General features: G+C 69.6%; 19 protein-coding genes and 1 tRNA gene. 3 read left to right on the forward strand and 17 right to left on the reverse strand.

Going from position 1 to position 23875, the window contains the following annotated elements; genetic code table 11:
- Positions 1-324 precede the first annotated feature (324 nt).
- From AB0H56_RS30780 to AB0H56_RS30795, 4 genes are all read right to left on the reverse strand, one after another.
- Positions 325-397, reverse strand: a tRNA-Thr gene (locus tag AB0H56_RS30780).
- Positions 398-488: 91 nt separating this feature from the next.
- A complete protein-coding gene (locus AB0H56_RS30785) occupies positions 489-1688 on the reverse strand; it encodes a DNA polymerase III subunit delta' (RefSeq protein ID WP_357169957.1) in 1200 nt (399 codons plus the stop codon).
- A gap of 77 nt (positions 1689-1765) precedes the next feature.
- Positions 1766-4705, reverse strand: a complete 2940-nt coding sequence (gene topA / locus AB0H56_RS30790; protein ID WP_357169960.1) for a type I DNA topoisomerase — start codon at positions 4703-4705, stop codon at positions 1766-1768.
- Between the two features lie 256 nt (positions 4706-4961).
- Positions 4962-5168, reverse strand: a complete 207-nt coding sequence (locus tag AB0H56_RS30795) for a cold-shock protein (protein WP_019044597.1) — start codon at positions 5166-5168, stop codon at positions 4962-4964.
- Positions 5169-5602: 434 nt separating this feature from the next.
- On the opposite strand from AB0H56_RS30795, the gene AB0H56_RS30800 reads away from it, so the two are divergent.
- Positions 5603-7981 (forward strand): DEAD/DEAH box helicase, encoded by a 2379-nt coding sequence (locus AB0H56_RS30800; RefSeq protein WP_357169962.1) that lies wholly within the window; start codon positions 5603-5605, stop codon positions 7979-7981.
- 299 nt (positions 7982-8280) lie between these two features.
- Here AB0H56_RS30800 and AB0H56_RS30805 read toward each other — a convergent pair whose 3' ends face one another.
- From AB0H56_RS30805 to ssd, 7 genes are all read right to left on the reverse strand, one after another.
- A complete protein-coding gene (locus AB0H56_RS30805) occupies positions 8281-8655 on the reverse strand; it encodes an Rv3654c family TadE-like protein (protein WP_357169965.1) in 375 nt (124 codons plus the stop codon).
- Positions 8652-8966: a TadE family type IV pilus minor pilin gene (locus AB0H56_RS30810; protein WP_357169997.1), complete on the reverse strand. Its 315-nt coding sequence runs from the start codon at positions 8964-8966 to the stop codon at positions 8652-8654. Before AB0H56_RS30810 ends, AB0H56_RS30805 begins: the two co-directional genes overlap by 4 nt.
- A gap of 41 nt (positions 8967-9007) precedes the next feature.
- Complete coding sequence (locus tag AB0H56_RS30815; RefSeq protein ID WP_167456481.1) at positions 9008-9217, reverse strand: DUF4244 domain-containing protein; 210 nt, start codon at positions 9215-9217, stop codon at positions 9008-9010.
- Between the two features lie 72 nt (positions 9218-9289).
- Positions 9290-9922, reverse strand: coding sequence for a type II secretion system F family protein (locus tag AB0H56_RS30820; protein WP_357169968.1), 633 nt, complete (start codon positions 9920-9922; stop codon positions 9290-9292).
- A gap of 829 nt (positions 9923-10751) precedes the next feature.
- Positions 10752-11249, reverse strand: a complete 498-nt coding sequence (locus tag AB0H56_RS30825) for a type ii secretion system integral membrane subunit (protein WP_357169971.1) — start codon at positions 11247-11249, stop codon at positions 10752-10754.
- 1008 nt (positions 11250-12257) lie between these two features.
- Positions 12258-13439 carry a TadA family conjugal transfer-associated ATPase gene (locus AB0H56_RS30830; RefSeq protein WP_357169974.1) on the reverse strand — a complete coding sequence of 394 codons (1182 nt, stop codon included), beginning with the start codon at positions 13437-13439 and terminating at the stop codon, positions 12258-12260.
- Positions 13436-14539 carry a septum site-determining protein Ssd gene (ssd, locus tag AB0H56_RS30835; RefSeq protein WP_357169977.1) on the reverse strand — a complete coding sequence of 368 codons (1104 nt, stop codon included), beginning with the start codon at positions 14537-14539 and terminating at the stop codon, positions 13436-13438. The genes AB0H56_RS30830 and ssd overlap by 4 nt, the downstream gene beginning before the upstream one ends.
- Before the next feature lie 415 nt (positions 14540-14954).
- Between ssd and AB0H56_RS30840 the strand changes: the two genes are divergently transcribed.
- A complete protein-coding gene (locus AB0H56_RS30840; RefSeq protein ID WP_233001644.1) occupies positions 14955-15749 on the forward strand; it encodes an HAD-IB family hydrolase in 795 nt (264 codons plus the stop codon).
- A gap of 424 nt (positions 15750-16173) precedes the next feature.
- Here AB0H56_RS30840 and AB0H56_RS30845 read toward each other — a convergent pair whose 3' ends face one another.
- The 6 genes from AB0H56_RS30845 to AB0H56_RS30870 form a co-directional block, all read right to left on the reverse strand.
- On the reverse strand, positions 16174-16920 hold the full coding sequence (locus AB0H56_RS30845; protein WP_357169980.1) for an oxidoreductase: 747 nt from the start codon (positions 16918-16920) through the stop codon (positions 16174-16176).
- 11 nt (positions 16921-16931) lie between these two features.
- Positions 16932-17096, reverse strand: a complete 165-nt coding sequence (locus tag AB0H56_RS30850; protein WP_280339710.1) for a hypothetical protein — start codon at positions 17094-17096, stop codon at positions 16932-16934.
- Positions 17097-17376: 280 nt separating this feature from the next.
- Positions 17377-19050, reverse strand: a complete 1674-nt coding sequence (locus tag AB0H56_RS30855; protein ID WP_357169983.1) for an ABC transporter ATP-binding protein — start codon at positions 19048-19050, stop codon at positions 17377-17379.
- Positions 19047-19976 carry an ABC transporter permease gene (locus AB0H56_RS30860; RefSeq protein WP_280339713.1) on the reverse strand — a complete coding sequence of 310 codons (930 nt, stop codon included), beginning with the start codon at positions 19974-19976 and terminating at the stop codon, positions 19047-19049. Before AB0H56_RS30860 ends, AB0H56_RS30855 begins: the two co-directional genes overlap by 4 nt.
- Positions 19969-20895: an ABC transporter permease gene (locus tag AB0H56_RS30865; RefSeq protein ID WP_280339714.1), complete on the reverse strand. Its 927-nt coding sequence runs from the start codon at positions 20893-20895 to the stop codon at positions 19969-19971. Before AB0H56_RS30865 ends, AB0H56_RS30860 begins: the two co-directional genes overlap by 8 nt.
- 60 nt (positions 20896-20955) lie before the next feature.
- Positions 20956-22557 carry an ABC transporter substrate-binding protein gene (locus tag AB0H56_RS30870; protein WP_357169988.1) on the reverse strand — a complete coding sequence of 534 codons (1602 nt, stop codon included), beginning with the start codon at positions 22555-22557 and terminating at the stop codon, positions 20956-20958.
- 386 nt (positions 22558-22943) lie between these two features.
- Between AB0H56_RS30870 and AB0H56_RS30875 the strand changes: the two genes are divergently transcribed.
- The coding region (locus AB0H56_RS30875) for an AMP-binding protein (RefSeq protein WP_357169991.1) at positions 22944-23875 on the forward strand (932 nt) is incomplete at its 3' end.

The following is a 23875-nucleotide window of genomic DNA, read 5'->3' on the forward strand; positions in this document are numbered from 1 at the left end:
GCAGGGACCCCGGCGCGCGAAGCCCGTCGGCGCGCGCAATAATCGAACGTATGTGCGATTCGCTGCGTCCCTACGTGCGCACTGGGCTGTGGACCGAACCGTCTCCCCGATTCTGTCCGAGCGGGCACAGGTTGGGTGCCGGCCGGGCACTCGTGACCGTGGTGCCCTGTCGCCGGATCGGCGGCCACCATCGCGTCCACACATGTCTGGCCTGCGGTTCGACCAGCTACAGCCCTCCCGCACACAACGACTGCGAGCATTGAACCGAAGCCGGGAAACGTCGAAGACCCTTCCCGGAATCCCGGAAAGGGCCTTCGATCTCGGAGCCGCCTGGGGGAATCGAACCCCCGACCTTTTCATTACGAGTGAAGCGCTCTACCGACTGAGCTAAGGCGGCGTGCCGTCAGGCGGTGTGAGTCTATCGTCTCCCGGTCGGAACGCGAAAACGGCAGGTCATCCCTCGTGGGAAACGGTGGATGAGCGGCCGGTCAGGATGAGCGGGCGGTGATGAGGGTGGCGACCATGGCGGCTACGGCGAAGCGGGGTTTCACGTTGAGGTCCAGGGCTTCGCGGCAGGCCAGGACGGCGTCGATGCTGCGGAGCAGGCCCTCGGGGCGGACGCTGGCGGCGAGGTCGGTGATCTCGTCGGCCATGTCGGGGTGGGTGAGGGTGATGGGGACGCCGCGGCCGGCGAAGCGCATGGCGAGGGCGTCGCGATACAGCCCGGCGATGTCGATGAGGGCGCGGTCGAGGGCGTCACGGCCGGTGCGGGTGGCGCGGGACTTCTGGCGGCGCTCGAGTTCCTTGAGCACGCCGGCCGAGCCGCGGGTGGCCGAGGCGGCGCCCTTGCCGGTACCGCCGGCGCCGAGCGCGGTGGCGAGTTCGTCGCGTTCGCGATCGTCGCGTTCCGCGCTCATCAGCTTGGCTTCGTCGTCGGCCGATTTCACCAGTTCGTCGGCGGCGGCGTAGGCGGCTCCGGGCCGTTCCGTCGCGCCGACCAGGGCGAGCGCGCGCTGACGGCGCTTGCGCGCGTCCTCGTCGGTGGCAAGCCTGCGGGCCCGCCCGACGTGCCCGCCGCTCACCGAGGCCGCCCAGTCGGCAGTCTTGGCATCGAGCTGATCGCGCTCGCGCAGCACCTGCGCGATGGCGGGGACGGTGGGCGTCACCAGGTGCACATGCCTGCAGCGGGAGCGCAGGGTAACGGAGATGTCCTCGGGATCGACCGTCGGCGCGCAGAGCAGGAAGACCGTCCGGTCCGGCGGCTCCTCGACCACCTTGAGCAGCGCGTTGGCCGCGCCTTCGGTGAGCCGGTCGGCGTCCTCGACCACCACGATCTGCCAGCGCCCGGTACTCGGCCTGCGCGAGGCGATCTGCACGATCGCGCGCATCTCCTTGGTGCTGATGCTCAGCCCCTCGGGGATGATCCGGCGCACGTCACCGTGCGTGCCCGCCATGGTGGTGGTGCAGGCATGACACCGACCGCACCCGACGATGCCGGGATCGGTGCACTGCAGGGCGGCGGCGAAGCACAGCGCCGCCACCGACCTGCCGGACCCCGGCGGACCGGTGAACAGCCACGAATGCGTCATCGCGCCGGTCACCACCCCGGCACGGGCCGCCGTCGCGGCAGCGGTCAGCTCGGCCTCGACCACGTCCTGGCCGACCAGTCGATCGAAGACACCTGCCACGCGCTACACCCTAGCCGCGCGGTCCGACAGCTCCGCCGACGACCGCGCGGCAGAAACCCGCGCGCAGGTCAGCCTTCTCAATCCGCGTCGGTACCAGCGGCTTTCGCGGCAGCCTTCTTCGCGGGCGCCTTCTTGGCCGCTGTCTTCTTGGCGGCCGTCTTCTTCGCCGCCGTCTTGGTGGCCGTCTTCGTCGCGGTCGACTTGGCGGCGGCCTTCTTCGCCGGTGCCTTCTTGGCCGCCTTCTTCGCCGTCGTCTTCTTGGCGGCCTTCTTCACCGGCCCGCGCGCGCGACGATCGGCCAGCAGCTCGGACGCGCGCTCGTCGGTGATCGACTCGACCTCGTCACCCTTGCGCAGGCTCGCGTTGGTCTCGCCGTCGGTGACGTACGGACCGAACCGCCCGTCCTTGATCACCATCGGCTTCCCCGTCGCGGCATCGTTGCCGAGCTCGCGCAGCGGTGCCGCGCTGGCCGCCTGCCGCCCGCGCCGCTTGGGCTCGGCGTAGAGCTTGAGCGCTTCCTCGAGGGTGACGGTGAACAGCTGTTCCTCGGTCGCCAGCGAGCGCGAATCGGTGCCCTTCTTCAGGTACGGGCCGTAACGTCCGTTCTGCGCGGTGATCTCCTCGCCGCTGGTGGGGTCGTTGCCGACCACCCGGGGCAGCGAGAGCAGCTTGAGCGCGTCGTCGAGGGTGATCGACGCCAGATCCATGGACTTGAACAGCGATCCGGTGCGCGGCTTGACCTCGGCGGCCTTCTTCGCCGTCTTCTTCGCCGGGGCGGCGGACGGGTCCGGCGCGGGCGGCTCGGGCAGCACCTCGGTGACGTACGGGCCGAAACGTCCCTCCTTGGCGACGATTTCGTGTCCCGACACCGGGTCGACACCGAGCGAGCGGCCCTCCTGCGGGGTCGAGAACAGCTTCTCGGCCACCTCGGGCGTCAGTTCGTCGGGCGGCAGATCGTCGGGCAGGTTCGCGCGCTGCGAGACCGGATCACCGTCCGGGTCATCGGGATTGACGACCATCCGCTCCAGATACGGACCGAACCGGCCGACCCGGACCACCACATCGCGGCCCTCGTCGTCGACGAACATCTTGATCGAGTTCACTTCGCGGGCGTCGATGTCGTCGAGCTGCTCGCCGACCATCTTCTTCAGGCCGCCCGAGCGCGCCACCGATCCCTCGGCACCGTGATCGCCGCCGAAGTAGAAGCTGGACAACCAGTTTCCGCGCTGCTCGCGGCCGCCCGCGATCGCGTCGAGGTCGTCCTCCATGGCGGCGGTGAAGTCGAAGTCGACGAGCCTGCCGAAATACGCCTCGAGCAGGCCGACCACCGCGAACGCCACCCACGACGGCACCAGCGCGCTACCGCGTTTGTAGACATAACCGCGGTCGAGAATGGTCTTGATGATCGAGGCGTAGGTCGAGGGACGGCCGATGCCGAGTTCCTCGAGCGTCTTGATCAGCGAGGCCTCGGTGTAGCGCGCGGGCGGGTTGGTGCTGTGCCCGTCGGGAGTCAGCTCGACGGCGGTGACGCCCTGGCCCTCTTCCAGCGCGGGGAGCCGGGACTCGGCGTCGTCGGACTGGCCGCCCGCCTCCTCGTCGACGCTCTCGACATAGGCCTTCAGGAAGCCGGGGAAGGTGATCGTGCGCCCCGAGGCCGAGAACACGCATTCCTCACCGGTGCCCGCGGTGCCGGTGATGCGCAGGGTCAGCGTGGTGCCGCGCGCATCGGCCATCTGGGAGGCGACGGTGCGCTGCCAGATCAGCTCGTAGAGCCGGAACTCGTCCTGGTCGACCTTCGAGTGCAGCTGGCCGGGGGTCATGAAGACATCACCCGAAGGGCGGATCGCCTCGTGGGCCTCCTGCGCGTTCTTGACCTTGCGGTTGTACTGCCGCGGCGTCGGCGACACGTACTCCTGGCCGTAGAGCTGGGTGGCCTGCGAGCGGGCCGCGGCGATCGCCGACTCCGACAGAGTCGTGGAGTCGGTACGCATGTAGGTGATGTAGCCGTTTTCGTACAGCCGCTGCGCGACCCGCATGGTGCGCTCGGAGCTGAACCGCAGCTTGCGGCCCGCCTCCTGCTGCAGCGTGGAGGTCATGAACGGCGGGTACGGCTTGCGCGTGTACGGCTTGGCCTCGGCGGAGCTGACCACCAGGTCGACGCCGTCGAGCGATTCGGCGAGCCGGCGGGCATAGGCCTCGTCCAGCACGACCACGCCGGAGGCGGACTTGAGCCGGCCGTCGGAACCGAAATCGCGGCCCGACGCGACACGCGCGCCCTCGACCTGGACCAGCCGCGCGCCGAAGGTGCGCGGGTTCGTCGAATCCGACGACTCGTCGACACCGGCGTCGAGCTTGGCGGCGATGTCCCAGTACTCGGCGGAGCGGAACGCGATGCGCTCCCGCTCCCGCTGCACGATGACCCTGGTCGCGACCGACTGCACGCGGCCGGCGGAGAGCCGGGGCATGACCTTCTTCCACAGCACCGGACTGACCTCGTAGCCGTAGAGGCGGTCCAGGATGCGGCGGGTCTCCTGCGCGTCGACCAGGTCGGTGTCGAGGTCGCGCGTGTCGGCGGCGGCGGCGAGGATGGCGGGCTCGGTGATCTCGTGGAAGACCATCCGGCGGACCGGGACCTTCGGCTTGAGCGTCTCGAGCAGGTGCCAGGCGATGGCCTCGCCCTCGCGGTCGGGGTCGGTGGCGAGGTAGAGCTCGTCGGCGTCGGCCAGCAGACTCTTGAGCTCGGAGACCTTGGCCTTCTTGTCCGGGCTGACGACATAGATCGGCTCGAAGTCGTGATCGACGTCGACGCCGAGGCGCGCCCAGGACTGGCCCTTGTATTTGGCCGGGACGTCGGCGGCGCCGCGCGGCAGGTCGCGGATGTGGCCCACCGAGGCTTCGACGGTGTAGTTGCGGCCCAGGTAGGGCGCGATCTTGCGGGCCTTCGTCGGGGACTCGACGATCACGAGACGACGCAGGGGACGCCCCTGGTCGGCTGAACTGCGGTCTCGTGTTGCCACCGGCGAACACCTTCCTTCTAGATCCGCGCGTCGGGAGGTCCGCTCGGTACGCGGCTGGGGCAGACGGCGCGACGTACGCACATCGCCACCAGTGACGTTTATACCTTGCGCGCTTGGGTAGCTGCGTCCACGGCGGCTGGCGCCGCGGGTTCCCGGCCATCGTGGCCTGGGAACTTCTGGGCGACCTTACCCCCGAAATGGCTCGTCCCCCACCTCCGCGGGGAGGTGGGGGACGGGCGTTGTTTCGATTCGCAGCTCAGGAGAGCGCGCGAACGCCGGTGGCCTGCGGGCCCTTGGTGCCCTGGCCGACCTCGAACTCGACCTTCTGGTTTTCCTCGAGGGTACGGAAGCCCGTGCCCTGGATCTCCGAGTAGTGGACGAAGACGTCAGCGGAGCCGTCCTCGGGCGCGATGAAGCCGAACCCCTTCTCCGCGTTGAACCACTTCACAGTTCCCTGTGCCATTCTGTTCCTTCTCTTTCTTACCGGAACGGCGGACAACTGGGTTCGTCCACCGGGTCCGTTCCGACCGCTGTACTGTGGGTCCCCCTGCAAGGAAAGCCTGAGCACGGCGTTCGCAACATCGATCCTGCTGATGGTTGGACTTTCGATCCGTCCCCTCGAACACAGAAGCTTGCGACCAGGACCCAGTGAACCATGTCTCCGAGCAATTCAACAGTCGAGTTACCGACAATTTGCAAAATTCTTGATCTTGCGAATGCGCAGGTGAGGGACCGATTGGGTGTATCCGTACTTTCAGTCTGTTTGCTTCTCGATAACCGGGTGAGCTTCCAGCAAACCACCTGTGACCCAGGTCGCTATTGGGTTACGAAATCGCAGGTCGCGCTTGGGGCACACACACGTTTCACACTTCCGGCGTGGCGTGAGAGGGCTATGGGATGAATCCGGCAGACCGGACCGGGCAACGACCGGCGGCGCGGAGCGAGAGCTACGGGCGATCGTTGCTGAATCGTGTCCTGGTGGAGGCGGCCGCGGGCGGCGACCCGTTGACCCACGTCGCCGAGCTGCCCGCCGAGCGCGCGCGGACCACCGATTGGCCGCACTGGGTGCCATCGGAGCTGGTCAAAGCCCTGGAGCTGATCGGCATCGAGCGGCCGTGGGAGCACCAGACGCGGACCGCCGAGCTCGCGGCGGCCGGCGACCACGTCGTCGTCAGCACCGGAACGGCGTCGGGAAAGTCGCTCGGCTACCAGCTGCCGGTGCTCACGGCCCTGCACGACGACCCGCGCGCCACCGCGCTGTACCTGTCCCCCACCAAGGCGCTCGGCGCCGATCAGCTGCGCGCGGTCGGCGGACTGATCCACGACAACCCGCTGCGCGAGGCGCATCCAGCGAGCTACGACGGCGACACCCCCGCCGAGGTGCGCCAGTGGGTGCGGGCCAACGCTCGCTGGATCTTCACCAATCCCGACATGCTGCATGTCGGCGTGCTGCGCTCGCATCAGCGCTGGGCGCGGGTGCTGCGCAATCTCCGGTACGTGGTCGTCGACGAATGCCATTCCTACCGGGGCGTGTTCGGCTCCCACGTCGCCCTGGTGCTGCGCAGGCTGCGGCGCTTGGCGGCGTTCTACGGCGCAGACCCGGTCTTCATCCTCTCCTCGGCGACCAGCGCCGACCCCGCCGCGTCGGCGAGCAGGCTAATCGGCGCACCCGTCACCGCGGTCACCCACAACGCCTCACCGCGTGGCGCCAGGACTGTGGCCCTGTGGGAACCGCCGCTGAGTACGGCACTCACCGGCGAGAACGGCGCACCCGTCCGCCGCACCGCGACTGGGGAGGCCGCCAAGATCATGGCCGCGCTGGTCGCCGAGGGCGCGCGGACGCTCACCTTCGTGCGGTCGCGGCGCGGCGCCGAGCTGATCGCGCTCGATGCCCGCCGGGTACTCGCCGAACGCGCCCCTGAGCTGCGCGAACGAGTGGCGGCCTATCGGGCCGGATATCTCGCCGAGGACCGGCGGGAGCTCGAGCGGTCGCTGTCGGAGGGCACGCTGCTCGGTGCGGCCAGCACCAACGCACTCGAACTCGGCGTGGACATCGCCGGGCTGGATGCCGTGGTCATCGCGGGTTTTCCCGGCACGGTGGCATCCTTCTGGCAGCAGGCCGGACGGGCGGGCAGGCGGGCACAGGGCTCCCTGGTGGTGCTGGTCGCCACCGACGATCCGCTCGACACCTACCTCGTCCACCATCCGGCCGCCCTGCTCGACCGGCCGATCGAAGCCACCATCACCGACCCCTACAACCCGTACGTTCTCGGTCCGCAACTGCTGTGCGCCGCCATGGAACTGCCGCTCACCGATGCCGAGGTGACCGAGCTCAGGGCCGGTGACGTGCTCACCGACCTGGCCGAACAGGGCCTGATCCGGCGCCGCCCCGGCCTGCGCGGCACACCACCACGCTGGCACGTCACCGCGCGCACCCAGCCGCACGACGCCGTCGACGTGCGCGGCGGGCTCGGCACGCCGGTCGCCATCGTCGACGCCGAATCCGGTCGGCTGCTCGGCACCGCCGACGCGGGCCGGGCACCGGCCACCCTCCACGAGGGCGCGGTCCACCTGCACCAGGGCGAAACCTATCTCGTCGACGAACTCGACCTCGACGGTGGCGTCGCCTTCGTCACCGAGGTCGATCCGGGCTATACCACCAGCGCCAGACAGGTCACCTCGATCAGCATCGAAGCCGTCACCGAGGAGCGCGTCTTCGGGGCGGTGACCACGGCATCCGCCCAGGTCGCGGTGACGAACCAGGTCGTCGGGTACCTGCGCACCCTGGTCACCGGCGAGGTGCTCGACCAGATCGAGCTCGATCTGCCAGCTCAGACACTGCACACCAAGGCTGTCCTCTATACCGTCACGCCCCGGCTGCTCACCGCCGCGGGGATCTCCGGCGACGAGCTACCCGGCGCCCTGCACGCCGCCGAGCACGCCGCGATCGGCATGTTGCCCCTGGTCGCCGGCTGCGATCGCTGGGACATCGGCGGCGTCTCCATCGCCGAACACCCCGACACCGGCGCGCCGACCGTGTTCGTCTACGACGGTCAGCCCGGCGGCGCGGGCTTCGCCGAACGCGGATTCGCCCAGCTCACGGACTGGCTCGCCGCGACTCTCAGCGTGATCCGCAGCTGCACCTGCCTGGACGGCTGCCCCTCCTGTGTGCAGTCACCCAAGTGCGGCAACGGCAACAACCCGCTCGCGAAGGACGCCGCCGCCCGCCTGCTCGACGCCGTACTGGGCGAACTGCGCACAGCTGCCGTTTCGTGATGCCGTCGCTGTGGACACGTGACCGGCGCTACACCTCGCCCCGAGAATGCTGGTCGCTCGACCTATTTTCCGTTGACCAGCACCGACGGGCGGCTGCCGCACCGCCTGGCGAATAAAAAGGACAACTCTTCTGTTAACTGGCCTATTGCCAACTGGCGTGCGGCCAACCTGCGGACGATTGATTTCGTTTAGTTCTCCCCTCATAAAAGAATATGCATGCAATTGCCGAGAATGGCTCTTGTCGAATTACGTATTAGTTCGGCACGGAACAACCACTGGCCAGTGTTGACACTTCCGCGTCACTCACTCTCGTCCACCGGCCCGGCCCGCGCGGTGGCTGAGACGGTGCGGGCACCGAACACTCCGAACGACACCTCCGCCACCACCACGACAACCACATCCCACTGCTCGACCTCGCACTGCCGCACACTCACGCCCATCCGCTTCGCGAGCGTCCCGGCCTCGGCGCACCCCGCCTCCGGGCCCTCGGTCAGGAGGCCCGCCGCCGCGAGTGCGCCGAGGTCCGCCGCCGCCTGCGCGCGATGGCGGGCGACCACCGCCGCACCCACCTGAGCGATCACCACCGTCAGGACGATCAGTCCCGCCAGCGCGATGCAGGCGAACGCCGTCGCACCACCCTCGTCACCTCTCCGCCGTGCCGCCGCGCCGGTCATCGGTGGACGCCCGGCTCGGTGACCGCCACCGCCTCGGCTCGCAGCCGCAAGCCGGGCAGCAGCGGAGTGGCCGCGGCGACGGAGGCCACCACGCGATCGCCTTCACCTCGGATCTCGACCTTCGCTCCGGCGGGTGCGACGGACTGCGCCGCGGCGACGGCCCGTGCGGTGTCACCGCGCGCGGCCAGCCGAGCCGCCTCGCGTGCCGCGTCGACACAGCGCACCTGGGTCGACGCGGCGAGCAGAGCTCCGACACAGAGGGCGACCGCGCAGACCAGTGCGGCGAGAGCGAGGGCGGCCTCGACCGTCACCGCGCCCACGTCGTCACCGAGAATACCTGTGCGGCAACAATTTACACACTCGTGGCGAGCGCCTTGTCGATGATCTGGGTCAACGCGTTGACGATGCTGTCGCCCGTCACCACCCCGTACAGCACCGCACCGAACGCGGCGGCCGCGATCGTGCCGATCGCGTACTCCGCGGTCGACATGCCGTCGTCGTCGATGAGCAGGCGGGTGAGCCGGGTCCGCGCTCCTATATATACGACGCGTACGAATGTCATCGTGATCCCCTCTCCTTCCACATCGCGCGGCCGATCCGCGCGATGACGTCTCGATGGCCTCGCCGCCGGCCGTCACAGCAGGCCGCCGTCGCCGAGGACCCGGTCGGCCAGGCCGATCACGACCGGGACGATGCCCAGGCAGACGAACGCGGGGAGGAAGCACAGGCCGAGCGGCCCACCGATCAGCACGCCCGCCCGCTCGGCGCGCGCAACCGCCGCGTCCTCGACAGCTTCGCGCCGCTGGGCGGCGAGTTCGCCGACCGCGGCGGCCAGCGAAGCGCCCGAGCGGGCCGACCGCCGCGCCATCCGGGCCAGCGACTCCACCTCCTCGGCACCCACCGACCCGGCAGCGTCAGTGGACGCGCGCTCCCACGCCGTCGCCGCGTCCGCGCCGAGCGCCAGCAGGTCCGCGGCTCGCAACAGCGCAGCGCGCAGGACCGGCGGCGCGGTCGGCGCACTGGCCCGTGCCGCTGCCGCCATCGGCAAGCCGGCCCGCAGGCACGCGGCCAGCAGGTCGAACGCCGACGCCGAACCCAGCGGATCCACCTTCCCTGAGCGCTCCCCCGTGTCCGACGGTTCACCTCGAACCGTGCCGATCGCCCGCATCCGCCTGCTCACCGCCACCCGTCCCGGTAGCGACACCACCGCCGCCGCCGCGACCAGCAACGCGACCGGCGACGCCGAACCAACAATGTCCACAGCCATCCCCCTGACGTGTCCAACCGATCAAGACCTGCACCGAACCGAGCACCGCGCCTGATAGCCAGTCCCCGCAACGCAATTCGGCGATCCCGCCTCCTCTCCCGCCACCGCAGCCACCGGGGCGTTCCCCGCCGCCACCTGGTTGCTTCGCGACCGCTGAGGATCGCGTTCGCCGAAGCCACTAATCGCCACTCGTCGACTGCCGACGTGCGCACGAGACACTCCGCACGACGACCTGTCGCCACAAGAATCACGACCTGCAACACCACCGTCAGCACATCATTCGACACTTGGACAGACCACGGACGAACCCAACCCGCCCTCGTGCCGGCCAGACATCCCGACCTCGTAGACGACGGCGAATACCGACCCGCAGCCGACGGAGCGATCTGCCGCCCACCTCCCCCAAACCGTCCGTACAACTCCGTCCCGCTCCGCGCCGCAACGCCCCCAATAGCAACGCCCCACGTCGCCCCGCATAGCAACGCCCAACACCGCAGGGCCCCGCATCGCAACGCCCCGCATCGCAACGCCCCTCCCGCGCCGAGTCGCGCCGCGCCGAGTCGCCCCGCTCCCCGCCGTCCCGCATCGCTCCGCATCGCAATGCCCGCCCCGTTTCGCGCCGCGTCGCCCCGCAACGCGCCCCGGTCCACGCCGTCCCACATCGCTCCGCTCCGCAATGCACCGTCCTGCTCCGCGCCTGCGGCTCCGCGCCGCACCGGCCCGCAACGCTCCGCTCCGCGCAGTCCCGCTCCCGCCGTCCCGCTCCCGTCCCGGGCGATGAGTGAATTGTCTGCAGGACTGGCTAGATCTCGTGGTGGGCATCGAGCGTTCAGGCGGTGCTTCGGCGGGTGATGGCATCTGTCCACAGAAGTCCACAGGAAGCCAGGGCTGCGCCGAGTGGGAGGAGGAGTTCGCCTGCGGGGGAGGTGAACAGGATGGTGAGGGGGTCGGCGCCCATCAGTTGGCCGAGGGCGATGCCGACCACGGGGAGGCCCGCGAGGACGGTGGCCGAGGCGCGGGCGCCGGCGAGTGCCGCCTCGGTGCGGTCGCGGAAACGGGTGCGGCCGAGGAGGTCGGTTCTGGCCGCCGCGAGGAGCTCCGCCAGTGCGAGTCCGTGGGTTTCGGCGACGCGCCATGCGGTGGCGATGCGTGACAGCTCTTCGGCGACAACAGATTCCGGCTGCACCCAGCCGTCGGCGCCCGAGCCGCCGAGCCTGCTTCGCCCCGCACTGATCGCCAGCACCCGCGCCGCCTCACCCCGCGACTCGGCCGCGGCGGCCTCCGCGGCCGCGCTGGGATGTGCGCCGACGCGCAGCTCCCCGACCACAGCCTCGAGCCCGGCCAGTAGATGCGCACACTCCGCACGCCGAGCCCGGTCACCACGACCACGCCGATTCCGCACGACCAGCGTGGCCCCCACGATCAGCGCCGCGACCCCCGTCCCGATCCCGAACCCGAACGCTGTGCACCCCAGTCCGATTCCCACACACCACTTCACAGGAACCCTCGGTCGCACCTTCACACTGTCCACCGCGAACACCCGACTGAACCGACGCCGACCACCCGCCGACGGCAGGAGCACGACAGTCATCGCACAAACAACCAACCCGAGAACCATCGCTACCCCACAAGTTCCGATCGGACTCGTTGCGACACAACATGTTCGACTCCGCTTCACCTGCGCCGCGTCGGCCTCCCACATCGGTGCACGCTCCCACACCGGCGCGCGCTCCCACGTCGGTGCAGGCTCCCACACCGGTGCGCGCTCCCATGTCGGTGCGCGCTCCCACACCGGCGCGCGCTCCCACGTCGGTGTGTGCGCCCCCATCGGTGGGCGTAGACACATCCGCCACCGAGACGGACGGGCCGGAGGTTGTGTCCCCAGGGCCCGACGCGGAGGTCGATACCGACTGCTCGGTGGACGATCCTCGTCCGATGGCTGTCGCCAATCGGTCGGGAACCGCTTCATCGGCAGGGCTCGCGGTCTGTGGAAAAGACGCGGGCCGGCTGGGATCGCTCGGCAGGATGACTCCGCTGGGGATTGCCGGGAGGCCGGAGGGACTTGTGGTGAAGACGGCGACGGCCAGCTCGTAGCGGGGTGGCGGGTACCGTTCTGGGTTCGTGGTGGAGGTGCCAGCCGCCGAGGGGTCGGCCGCCGAGGGTACCGGGCTGGGAGTGCGCCGGGCGTTCGGCGTATGGACGGGCCGGGGCGCGGTGAGGGCGGCTGTCACCCGGTGGGCTTGGCGTGTTGTCCAGTGGCGCAGGCGGAGTGGGCGGTCCGCGCGGTGGGAGGGCGGGTCGGTGCGGATGGGCCAGGCGCCCGCAACGGTGGTGTTCATCGGAGTCGCCTTTCGATGAGGTGGGTGAGGGTGGCGGCGGCCGGGGCCGCGGTCGCGTCGGAGCGCCAGGCGGGGGTGACCCGGACGCCGGTGGGGTCGCGTTCCAGGACGCCGATCTCGCGGAGCGCCCTGGTGCCGTCGGCGCGGCGGTGGACGTGCAGCACCACCTGGACGGCGGCGGTCAGCTGACTGTGCAGGGCGGCGCGGTCCATGCCGCCGAGCGCGGCCAGGGCTTCCAGGCGGGCCGGAACTTCCTGCGGCGAGTTGGCGTGGACGGTGCCGGCCCCACCGTCGTGACCGGTGTTGAGCGCCGTGAGCAGGTCGACGACCTCGGCGCCCCGGACCTCGCCGACCACGATGCGATCGGGCCGCATGCGCAGGGCTTGGCGGACCAGATCGCGCACCGTGACGGCGCCGACGCCCTCGACATTGGCGGTACGGGCCACCAGCCGCACCACATGGGGGTGCACCGGCGCGAGCTCGGCGGCGTCCTCGACGCAGATGATCCGTTCCGCTGGATCGACGGCGGCGAGCAACGCGGACAGGAGCGTGGTCTTGCCGGCGCCGGTACCGCCGACGACGAGGAACGCGAGGCGGGCGCGGACGATGTCGGTGAGCAGGGCGTGAGCGTCGGCGGGCAGCGACCCGGCGGCGGCGAGTGCGTCGAGTCCCTGGGTCGCCGGCCGGAGGACACGCAGCGACAGGCAGGTGCCGTCGTGGGCGACGGGCGCAAGGACCGCGTGCAGGCGGACGCCGAACGCGTCACCGAGCGTCGCTTCGACGCCGGTGAGCTTGCCGTCGACCCAGGGCTGGGCGTCGTCGAGCCTGCGACCGGCGGCCAGGGCCAGGCGTTGGGCCAGCCTGCGCACCGCGGCCTCGTCGGCGAACCGCACATCGGTCCGCTCCAGCCCGTGCCCGCGGTCTATCCACACCGCCTCGGGCCCGGTGACCAGCACGTCCGCAACCCGGGGATCGTGCAGGAGTGGTTCGAGCAGGCCCGCGCCGGTCATCTCGGTCTGCAGCAGGCGCAGCGCCCGCAGCAGGTCGGTGTCGGCGAGAACACCGCCGGCTTCCGCTCGGATGGCGGCGGCTAGCTGGGCGGCATCAGGCGCCGCGGCGTGCTCGGCGAGCCGTTCGCGGACGCGTTCGAGCAGCTCGGCGGTGACGAAGGTGGTCATCGCGGATCAGCGCCGACCATGGCGAGGACCGCGTCGGCGGCATCCCGCAGCGGGCCGCGCCTGCGCACGCTCAAGCCGCCGCGCTCGAGGCGGGCCGCCAGACCGGCCTGCCCGCGCACCGCCGCCAGCAGTGGCAACCCGAGGACCTCGGCCACTTCGGCTCCGCGCAGGCCGCCCGGCGCCGGACCGCGAACCACCAAGCCGCGGTTGGGGTTTCGCGCACCCAGATATGCCGCCAGCACCTCGGCGGCGGCCACCGCACGCAGCCGCGCCGGGACGACGAGCACGACGAGATCGGCGGCATCGATCATCGCGTCGGCCGCGGGACCGCGCTCACCGGAGACATCGCAGACGACGAGATCCCCTGCTGCTCTACCGGATTCGATGACGGCGCGCACCGCCGCCGGAGTCAGCTCGACGGGCGGGCGCTCCGCGTGGTGGCGGCCGCACGAGAGCACCGCCAGCCCCGTCGCGGTGGTGGGCAGGGCGCTGTGCAGCGCCGTCGCCGAGACCCGGCCGTCTTCGATGACGAGGTCGGGCCACCGCAGCCCGGCGACGTTCTCCATGCCGAGCACCAGATCGATCCCGCCGTCCAGGGGCGCGCCGTCGATCAGCACCGTCTCGGGACGCACCTCGCGTGCGGCGCCGCGCAGGGCGATCGCGGCGGCCAGCGTGGACGCGCCCGCACCGCCGCCTGCTCCGGCAACCGCGACCACCACCCCCGCGCCGGTCCGCGCCTCGGCGTGCACGGCGAACTGTTCGACCAGATCGACCGCGCCGCCGGGCAACGCGACCACCCGCTCGGCGCCGACCGCCGTCGCGGCCTGCCAGTCGGTCACCGCGGGTTCGCCCTCGGTGACGAGCACGATCCCAGGCCGCCGGGGACAGCCCGCCTCGGCCGCCGCGAGGGCGGCCGCTGTATCGAGGATCACCACCCCGGCCCCCGACCACGCGTGCCTGCCGACCGGCATGGCCCGTTCGTCGGTGTGACGTTCCGCGGCGGCCGCGACGCGGCGCACTTCGGCGCGCAATCGGGGATCGCGGACGAGGACCAGCGCGGGTGCGAGGCCGACGACGGGCGCGGTGGCGAGGCGGTTCATGCAGATCAGCGTGGTCGAGCCACGACCGAGCGGAAAGGCCGAACGGGCCGGTTGTGGATAACTCGGGGCTGTGGAGAACTTCGACGAACGCCCCGGAAATAGAGGACGGCCCCAGCCGGGGGGGAGGAGGCTGGGGCCGTCGGGTTCAGCCCCGGGGGGTCGGGCTGAACGCGCCTGGACCATGTCCAGGTGCCAGCAATACTACACCCATCCCCCGGCGAGGGCGCAAGTAGCGTTCGCCACCATCTTCGGGCGATTCGCGGCCTCCGGCTTCCCCGCGGCAAACCTCACGGACGCGTCACAGGAGGGCGTTCCTGCGCGGCGCGCCCGGGATGCCTATCCTGTTGGCGTGACGGACGAACACGACCAGACTCCGCCTACGCAACCGAGACTCGCCCCTTCGCGCCGCGCGCCGGTGGCCGGCGGACGCGTCGCGGCCTTCTTCGATCTCGACAAGACGGTCATCGCCAAGTCGAGCGCGTTCGTGTTCAGCAAACCGTTCTACGCGCAGGGTCTGCTCAACCGCCGGGCCGTGCTGGAGAGCAGCTACGCGCACTTTTTGTTCCTGCTCTCCGGGGCCGATCACGACCAGATGGAACGAATGCGGGCAAACCTCGCCAACATGTGCGCGGGCTGGGATGTCGAGCAGGTGAAATCGATTGTCGCCGAGACACTTCACGATCTCGTCGACCCGCTGATCTACGCCGAGGCGGCCGATCTGATCGCCGATCACAAGATCCGCGGACACGACGTGGTGATCGTCTCGGCCTCCGGCGAGGAGATCGTCTCGCCGATTGCCGAGGTGCTCGGCGCCTCGCACACCGAGGCCACCCGCATGGTGGTCGAGGACGGCAAGTACACCGGCGACATCGAGTTCTACTGCTACGGCGACGGCAAGGTGGCCGCGATCGAAAAGCTGGCCGCGAGTGAGGGTTACGACCTGTCGCGGTGCTACGCCTACTCCGACTCGGTGACCGACCTGCCGATGCTGAGCGCCGTCGGCCACCCGACCGCGGTGAACCCCGACCGCGCCCTGCGCAAGGAGGCCGTCGCGCGCGGCTGGCCGGTGCTCACCTTCTCCAACCCGGTGTCGCTATGGTCTCGTTTCCAGACCCCGTCGAGCACCACCGTCGCGGCCACCGCGGCGGTCGGATTGAGCGCGATCATCGCAGGCGCCATCAGCTACCGACTGCTCCGGAAACGGCGCTGACCTGCGCCGGACAAGCACGAATCGCCCGGCGACACGCCGGAAACCGCGGTATTCGGTGATGCCTGAGAAATGCTTGATGTGAGTGCCATCACAGTGTAAGAATGGAGGCACGGAAGGACGGAAGGCCAAGACGGAGCCGGAAGAGAAGGTTTCGCCTCCCATCCCACCCTTCCCAGCACGGACGCCAGGCACCCACGCGGAGCGCGCCGCGACAAGGGCAGCAGAGTTGTGGGCCTGCGAAATTCGGGCAGTCGTCGGCGAGGGCCTCGCACAGGTTGCGGGGATGAACCGACGGGGTTCGGATGATCGCCGAGGCCACCGAACACAACCCACCTCAGCACGCTTGGTAACCGGGTGCTCCGTGCTCAGCGGGCGGTGACGTCGAGTAATCGACAGCACCGCCCGTTTCACGTGTGCGGGGACCTCAGCCCGCGGCGGCGTCGGCGATCGAGTTGGCTTCGCGGGCACCGTCTTCCAGCGCGGCCGTGCAGAACAGGACCCAGCCGCCGACCCCCTCCGTAGTGCCCATCCCGAAGCCCGCCGCCGCGTCCAGGTAGGCCTGCCTGCGGCGCAGCCAGAACACCTCGGGCACGCCGAGGCTGCGCGGGTCCAATCCGCTCGACACCGCGACCAGGCGCGAGGCCGCCCGCGCGACGACACCGTCGGCGGTGCCGAACGGCCGCAACGTCAGCAGCTCGCCGTGCACGACCGCGGCGATCACCGGGGCGGGCGCCTTGCTCGCCTGGATGGTCTGGGCCAGCATGTCGAGGCGCTCGGCGACGCCGGGGGTGGACCGCGGCCTGCCGAGTTCCTGTTCGTCGTCGACGAGGTCGGCCGCCGCGAGCAGGTGCAGCCGGGCCAGTGCCTGCAGCGGCGCGCGCTGCCAGGTGCCGACGAGGTTCGTCAGCGCGTCGCCGTCCAGCGCCTGGCCGACGCGGAGCGCGCCGGCCAGCACCGGATCGCTGACCCGGCCGTCGGCGGGCAGGTCGGTGCTCGCGCCCTCGATGGCCGCCGACGAGCGCGCGGCCCTGACCGCTGCCTCGGCGGCCGTGGTCGCCCAGCCGCGCCGGTTCGACCGGTGCCGGTGCACCGCGGCGAGCGCGTCGCGGGCCTTGTCGGCGGCTTCGCGCACGCCGGGCAGGTCGACCAGGGGCTGTAGCGGATCAGTCACGGCTTCCGAGGCTACCGTTCGAGCACCGCGCCCCCGACGACCACATCCAGCCCGCGCACCCGGATCCAGCAGCGATCCGGCCACGGCACCTCGGCCAGCCGCTTCGCCGCGGGCGTGCGCGCCCGCCGTCGCCGTGATTCGAGCTCGGCCTGCCGTTCCGCGTCGATCCGATCCATCGGCGTCTCCTGCCCACGCGATCCACCCCGCACCACCTCGGACGCAACCCAAGTTACGCCGGTGAGCTGCGAGTACGCCGCGATTTCGCCCCGCGGACCGCAACCGATCCGGTCGGCGAGCACACGGGCCGCCCCGCCGGGCAGCAGCAGCCCGGCCATTGCGGCGGCCGCCGCGTGCCGGCAGTGGCAGGCGCGGCGCTTGGGGCTATTGGTGTGCGGGAACAGCGCGCGGTAGCAGTCGCTGGCAGCTGCGGCCTCGTGGGCCGCCGAACGCCCACCCTCAGCCCATGAGCAACTCCCGCCCCGGAATCGCCTCGAGCAGCTCCCGCGTGTACTCCTGCTCGGGCGCGGCGAACACCTCGTCGGTCGTCGCCGACTCCACCACCCTGCCCGACTGCATGACGAGCACGTTGTCGGCGATCTGCCGCACGACGGCCAGGTCGTGGGTGATGAACAGATACGTCAGCCCCAGCTCGGCCTGCAGGTCGTTGAGCAGGGTGAGGATCTGCGCCTGGACCAGCACGTCGAGGGCCGAGACCGCTTCGTCGCAGACGACCAGTTCGGGCGAGAGCGCCAGCGCCCGCGCGATGGCGACGCGCTGACGTTGCCCGCCGGACAACTCGTTCGGATAGCGACGCAGCACCGAGGACGGCAACGACACCTTGTCGAGCAGGTCGCGCACCACCACCTCCCGCTCGGCGGCGGTGCCGATCTTGTGTACCCGCAGCGGCTCCTCGATCGTGCGGAAGATCGAGTACATCGGGTCGAGCGAGCCGTACGGGTTCTGGAAGATCGGCTGCACGCGGCGGCGGAACGCGAAGGCGCCCTTGGCGTCCAGCGTGCTGACGTCCTTGCCGTCGAAGGCGACAGTGCCCGAGGTGGGCTCGAGCAGGCCGAGCACCATCTGCGCGATGGTCGACTTCCCCGAACCCGATTCGCCGACGATCGCGGTGGTCGTGCCGCGCTCGACGGTGAAGCTCACGTCGTCGACGGCGACGAAATCCGTCGACTGCCACGGCCGCTTGCCACGAATCTTGAACGCTTTGGTCAGGTTCCGCGCCTCGAGCACGGTGTCGCCGCCGGCGTGCTCCGACTCGGCCACCTCCACCGCCTGCGCCCGCACCGCGGCCCGCTGCCGCGACGACGACATCCGCTGTGCCGCGAGCGAGGGCGCCGAACTCACCAGCTTCTTGGTGTACGCGTGCTGCGGATCGCGCAGGATCTGCAGCGCGGGCCCGGATTCCACGACCCGCCCGCGATACATCACCACCAGGTGTTCGGCGCGTTCGGCGGCCAGGCCGAGGTCGTGCGTGATCAGCAGGACCGCGGTGCCGAGCTCGGTGGTGAGCTGCTCGAGGTGCCCGAGGATCTGCCGCTGCACGGTGACGTCGAGCGCGGAGGTCGGCTCGTCGGCGATGAGCAGTTTCGGCCTGCAGGACAGGCCGATGGCGATGAGCGCGCGCTGGCGCATGCCACCGGAGAACTCGTGCGGGTACTGATTCACCCGCCGCTCGGCATCCGTCATGCCCGCCTCGGTGAGCAGCTCGACCGAGCGCTTGCGCGCCGCCGCGCCGGTGGCGATGCCGTTGGCGGCCAGGGTCTCCCGGATCTGGAAGCCGATCTTCCAGACCGGGTTCAGGTTCGACATCGGGTCCTGCGGGACCAGGCCGATGCCGTTGCCGCGGATCGCGACGATCTCCTTCTCCGAGGCCTTGGTGAGGTCCTTGCCGTCGAACACGATCTGGCCGCCGGTGACCTCGCCGGTGCCGGGCAGCAGGTCGATGATCGCGTGCGCCGTCGTCGACTTGCCCGAACCGGACTCGCCGACGATGGCGACGGTCTGCCCCGGATAGACGGTGAGGTTCACGCCGCGGACCGCGGGCACCTGCTTGCCGTCGGAGGTGAAACAGACATCCAGATCGCGGATCTCCAGCAGCGGCTTGTCGTCGGTCATCGGGTGCGCTCCTTCGGATCGAGCGCGTCGCGCACCGCGTCACCGAGCAGGATGAAGCTCAGCACCGTGATGGCCAGCGCGGCCGCCGGATAGAACAGGATCGGCGAGGTACGGATCTCGGTCTTGGCGCGCGCGATGTCGGCGCCCCAGGCGACGATGTCGGGTGGCAGGCCGACCCCGAGGAACGACAGCGTCGCCTCGGTGACGATGAAGACGCCGAGCCACAGCGTCGCCACCACGATCAGCGGCCCCGCGGAGTTCGGCAGCACGTGCCGCACCAGGGTGCCGAGCCGGGAGACGCCCAATGCCTTGGCGGCGGTGACGTATTCGCTGTTCTTGGCCTCGATCACCGCGCCGCGGGTGATTCTGGCCGCCTGTGGCCAGGTGAACGCGACCAGGATCAGGATCACCGTCGTCACCGTCGCCGGGCGCAGCAACTGCAGCAGCACGATCGCCGCGAGCACCATCGGGATGGCGTAGAAGATCTCGGCGATGCGCGAGACGATCGTGTCGAGGATGCCGCCGTAGAAGCCCGACACCGCGCCGAGCACGCCGCCGACCAGCAGGAACAGGATCGCCGACCCGATACCGACGCTCACCGAGGCACGCGCGCCGTAGATGGTGCGGGCGTAGACGTCGCAGCCCTGCTTGTCGAACCCGAACGGATGACCGGTCCGCGGCCCGTCCATGCCGAACTCGCCGAGGCACTGGCGTGGGTCCTGGCTGGTGAACAGCGACGGCCACGCCACGACCAGCAGGACGAGCACGATCAGGACCATCGCCACCAGGAACACCGGATTGCGGCGCAACCGCCGCCACGCGTCGCCCCAGATACTGGTCGGGGTGCCCTGGTCGAGCACCCGGTCGGTCGCGAGCACCTCCACCTCGTCGGCGGGGGCCACGAAATGCTGTTGACTCTCACGCATAACGGATCCTCGGGTCGAGCGCGGCATAGAGCAGGTCGATGACCAGGTTGGTCAGCAGGAACACCACGACGAGCACCGTCACGAACGACACCACCGTCGGCGGCTCGCCGCGGGTGATCGCCTGGTACACGGTGCCGCCGACGCCCGGAATGTTGAAGATGCCCTCAGTGACGATCGCGCCCGCCATCAGCGCGCCGAAATCGGCACCGAGGAAGGTCACCACCGGAATCATCGAATTCCGCAGGATGTGCACCGACACCACCCGGCGCCTGCTCAGTCCCTTGGCCGTCGCCGTGCGCACGTAATCGGCGGACTTGTTCTCCGCCACCGAGTTCCTGGTCAACCGGAGCACGTAGGCGAACGAGAGCGAGCCGAGCACGAACGCGGGCACGAGCAGCTCACCCAGACTCGCCTTCCCGCTGACGGTGACCGGGGCGATCCCCCACTTCACGCCGAGCAGGAACTGCGCCAGATAGCCGACGACGAACACCGGCAGGGCGATGATCACCAGACTCGCGATCAGCATCGTGGAATCGAACAGCTTGCCCTTGCGCAGACCGGCGATCAGCCCGAACAGGATGCCGAAGAAGCCCTCGATGAGCACCGCGAGAAAGGCCAGTTTGATGGTGATCGGGAACGCGCGCTCCAGTTCCTCGCGCACGGGCCTGCCCGAGAACGAGGTGCCGAAGTCGAGGGTGACGATCCCCTTCAGATAGTGCAGATATTGCATGATGAACGGCTGATCGAGGTGATACCGGGCGCGCAGCGCGGCCTCGGCCGCCGGGGTCAGCGGTTTCTCACCGGCCAGCGCCTTGATCGGGTCGCCGGGGATCAGGAACACCATCGCGTAGATCAGCAGCGTCGCGCCGAGAAAGACCGGAATCATCTGGAGCAGGCGCCGAAGTATGTACCAAGCCATCATTCCTCCGAAAACGACTGGGGCCGAGCCACACAGGTGGCCCGGCCCAGCTCCGAGTGACTACTTCTCGATGTTCTCGAAGTCGAACAGGCCGTTCCAGGCGAGTTCGGCCTTGGCGACCCGGTCGGAACGACCCGCCGCGGCGACATAGTCGAACACGGGGATGTCGGCCATGTCCCTGATCATGATGGTCTGCGCCTGCGCGATCAGCTTGTAGGACTCCTCCTGCGTCGGCGCCGCCATCGCGGCGTCGAAGAGACGGTCGACCTCGGGGTTGTTGTAGTCGACGTTGTTGGTCTCGGAGTAGCTGTAGTACTGCGAGGACAGGAACTGCATCATCGTCGGGTAATCACCCTGCCAGCCGTAGCGGAACGCGGTGCCGATGGTCTTGGCGTTGACCGCGTCGCGGACGTTCTTGAACGTCGGGACGGGGCTGGCGACGGCGTCGATTCCGAGGGTGTTCTTGACGCTGTTGGCCACGGCCTCGATCCAGGCCTGGTGGCCGCCGTCGGAGTTGTAGGTGATCGTGTACTTGCTGCCCGCCCACGGCGACATCGCGTCGGCCTGCGCCCACAGCTTCTTGGCCTCGTCCGGGTTGTAGTCGAACACCTCGGCGCCGGGCAGGTTGGGGTTGAACCCGGGCAGCGTGGCGGCGGTGAAATCGCGCGACGGCGTGCGCAGACCGTTGAAGATCTTCTCGATGATCTGCGGCCGGTTGATCGCCATGGAGATGGCCTTGCGGCGCAGCACGCCCTCCTCACCGCCGAAATGCGGCACGGAGGTCTGGATACCGATGTGCTGGTTCTGCGCGGTCGGCTTGGTGATCGCGCGGTCGCCGAGGTCGGCCTTGTAGGTGGTCAGCGCGCTGTCGGGGATGGTGTCGAGCGCGTCGAGGTTACCGGCCTGCAGATCGGCGTAGGCCGTCTCGTAGGACTGGTACATGGCGAAGCGCAGGCCCTTGTTCTTGGCCGGGCGGCCGCCGGGGTAGTCCGGGTTGGGCTCGAGATCGATCTTGACGTTGTGTTCCCACGTCTTGAACCGGTACGGGCCGTTGCCGACCGGGTTCTCGCCGAAGGCCTTCATGTCCTTGAACGCGGATTCGGGGAGCGGGTAGAACGGCGCGTAGCCGAGGGCGCTCTCGAAATCGATCGAGGGGGACTTCAGCTCGACGGTGAAGGTGCGGTCGTCGACGACCTTCAGGCCCGACATCGTCTGCGCCTTGGGCTGTTCGGCATTCACCTCGTCGAAACCGGCAATGGGGGTGAACACATAACTCTGCAACTGCGCGTTCGTGGCGAGGGCGCCGTAGTTCCAGGCGTCGACGAACGACTTGGCGGTCACCGTGGTGCCGTCGGTGAACTTCCAGTCCGGCTTGATCGTGATCCGATACGACTTGCGATCGGTGGTCTCGATCTTCTCGGCCATCTCGTCGTGCGCCTCGCCGTTGGCGTCGTAGTACTTGAGCCCGGCGAACAGGCGGTCGACGACGCGGCCGCCCATGTTCTCGTTGGTATTGGTGGGTACCAGCGGATTCTGCGGCTCCCCCGCGTTGGTGGTGACAATGCCGTCCTCGGCACTGTCATCGGATGAGCACGCGGTCAAGCCAAGGCTTGTGGCCAGCAGGCCCGCGGCGATCAGCGCAATCGCTCTGTTGAATCTCAACGCTCTCTCCCGGTTCGATTCCGTGGCGTAACGCTCGGAGGTTAGCCACTCCGGCCCGATTTTTCAGTGAACCGAGCCTTTTTCGCTTCACATGTATCCCTACGGTTACTCGTCGGAAACGCAGGAATATTTGCCGAGCCCCTCTCACCCAGCAGAAAAATATGAACAATTCTCGGAACCATCAGCTGAACGGTTGATTCAAAACGATAGCCCGGGACCGCCCGGTCTGTCCGCGAAGTCATCGGATGAAGCAGGTCGGTTGACCACCCCGAAACCCTGGCGATACAACGGCACCGCGCGGCCGCCCCGGTTGACTACTGTCGAGGTGGCAGGGGCCACCCCGCCCGACCGACCCGACCGCACGAGGCATGTGAGGCTGATTCGACATGACCGAAACCGCTGCAGGACACCAGGACTCGTATCCCCCGAGCGCGGAGTTCGCCGCCTCCGCCAACGCGGACGCCGCCCTCTACGAGCGCGGCGAGACCGACCGCGACGGCTTCTGGGCCGAGCAGGCGAACCGGCTGCACTGGCACACCCCGTTCACCCAGGTCCTGGACTGGTCCGACGCCCCGGTGGCGCGCTGGTTCGCCGACGGTGAGCTCAACGTCGCCTACAACTGCCTCGACCGCCACGTCCTCGACGGCCACGGCGACCAGGTCGCCATCCACTGGGAGGGCGAACCGGGCGATTCCCGCGATATCACCTATCGCGAACTGCTCGAAGAGGTCTCGCGCGCCGCCAACTACCTGACCGAACTCGGCCTCGAGACCGGCGACCGCGTGGCGATCTACATGCCGATGGTCCCCGAGGCGATCGTGTCGATGCTGGCCTGCGCGCGACTCGGCCTCACCCACTCGGTGGTCTTCGCCGGGTTCTCGCCGAGCGCGCTGCGCCAGCGGGTCGACGACGCCGAGGCCAGGCTGATCATCACCACCGACGGCCAGTGGCGGCGCGGCAAGCCCGCACCGCTCAAGGAAGCCGTCGACGAGGCGCTCGCCGCCAAGGGGGACGTGCCGTCCTCGGTCGAGCACGTGCTGGTGGTGCGCCGGGTGGGCACCGAGGTGCCGTGGACCGACGGCCGCGACCTGTGGTGGCACGAGACCGTCGCCGTCGCTTCGCCTTCGCACGAAGCGCAGGCCTTCCCCGCCGAACACCCCCTGTTCATCCTCTACACCTCCGGCACCACCGGAAAACCCAAAGGGATCCTGCACACCAGCGGCGGCTACCTCACCCAAACCGCCTACACCCACCACAACGTCTTCGACCACAAAGCAGGCACCGACGTCTACTGGTGCACCGCCGACATCGGCTGGGT

This window comes from Nocardia sp. NPDC050717, from assembly GCF_040654275.1.
Classification (GTDB): Bacteria; Actinomycetota; Actinomycetes; order Mycobacteriales; family Mycobacteriaceae; genus Nocardia.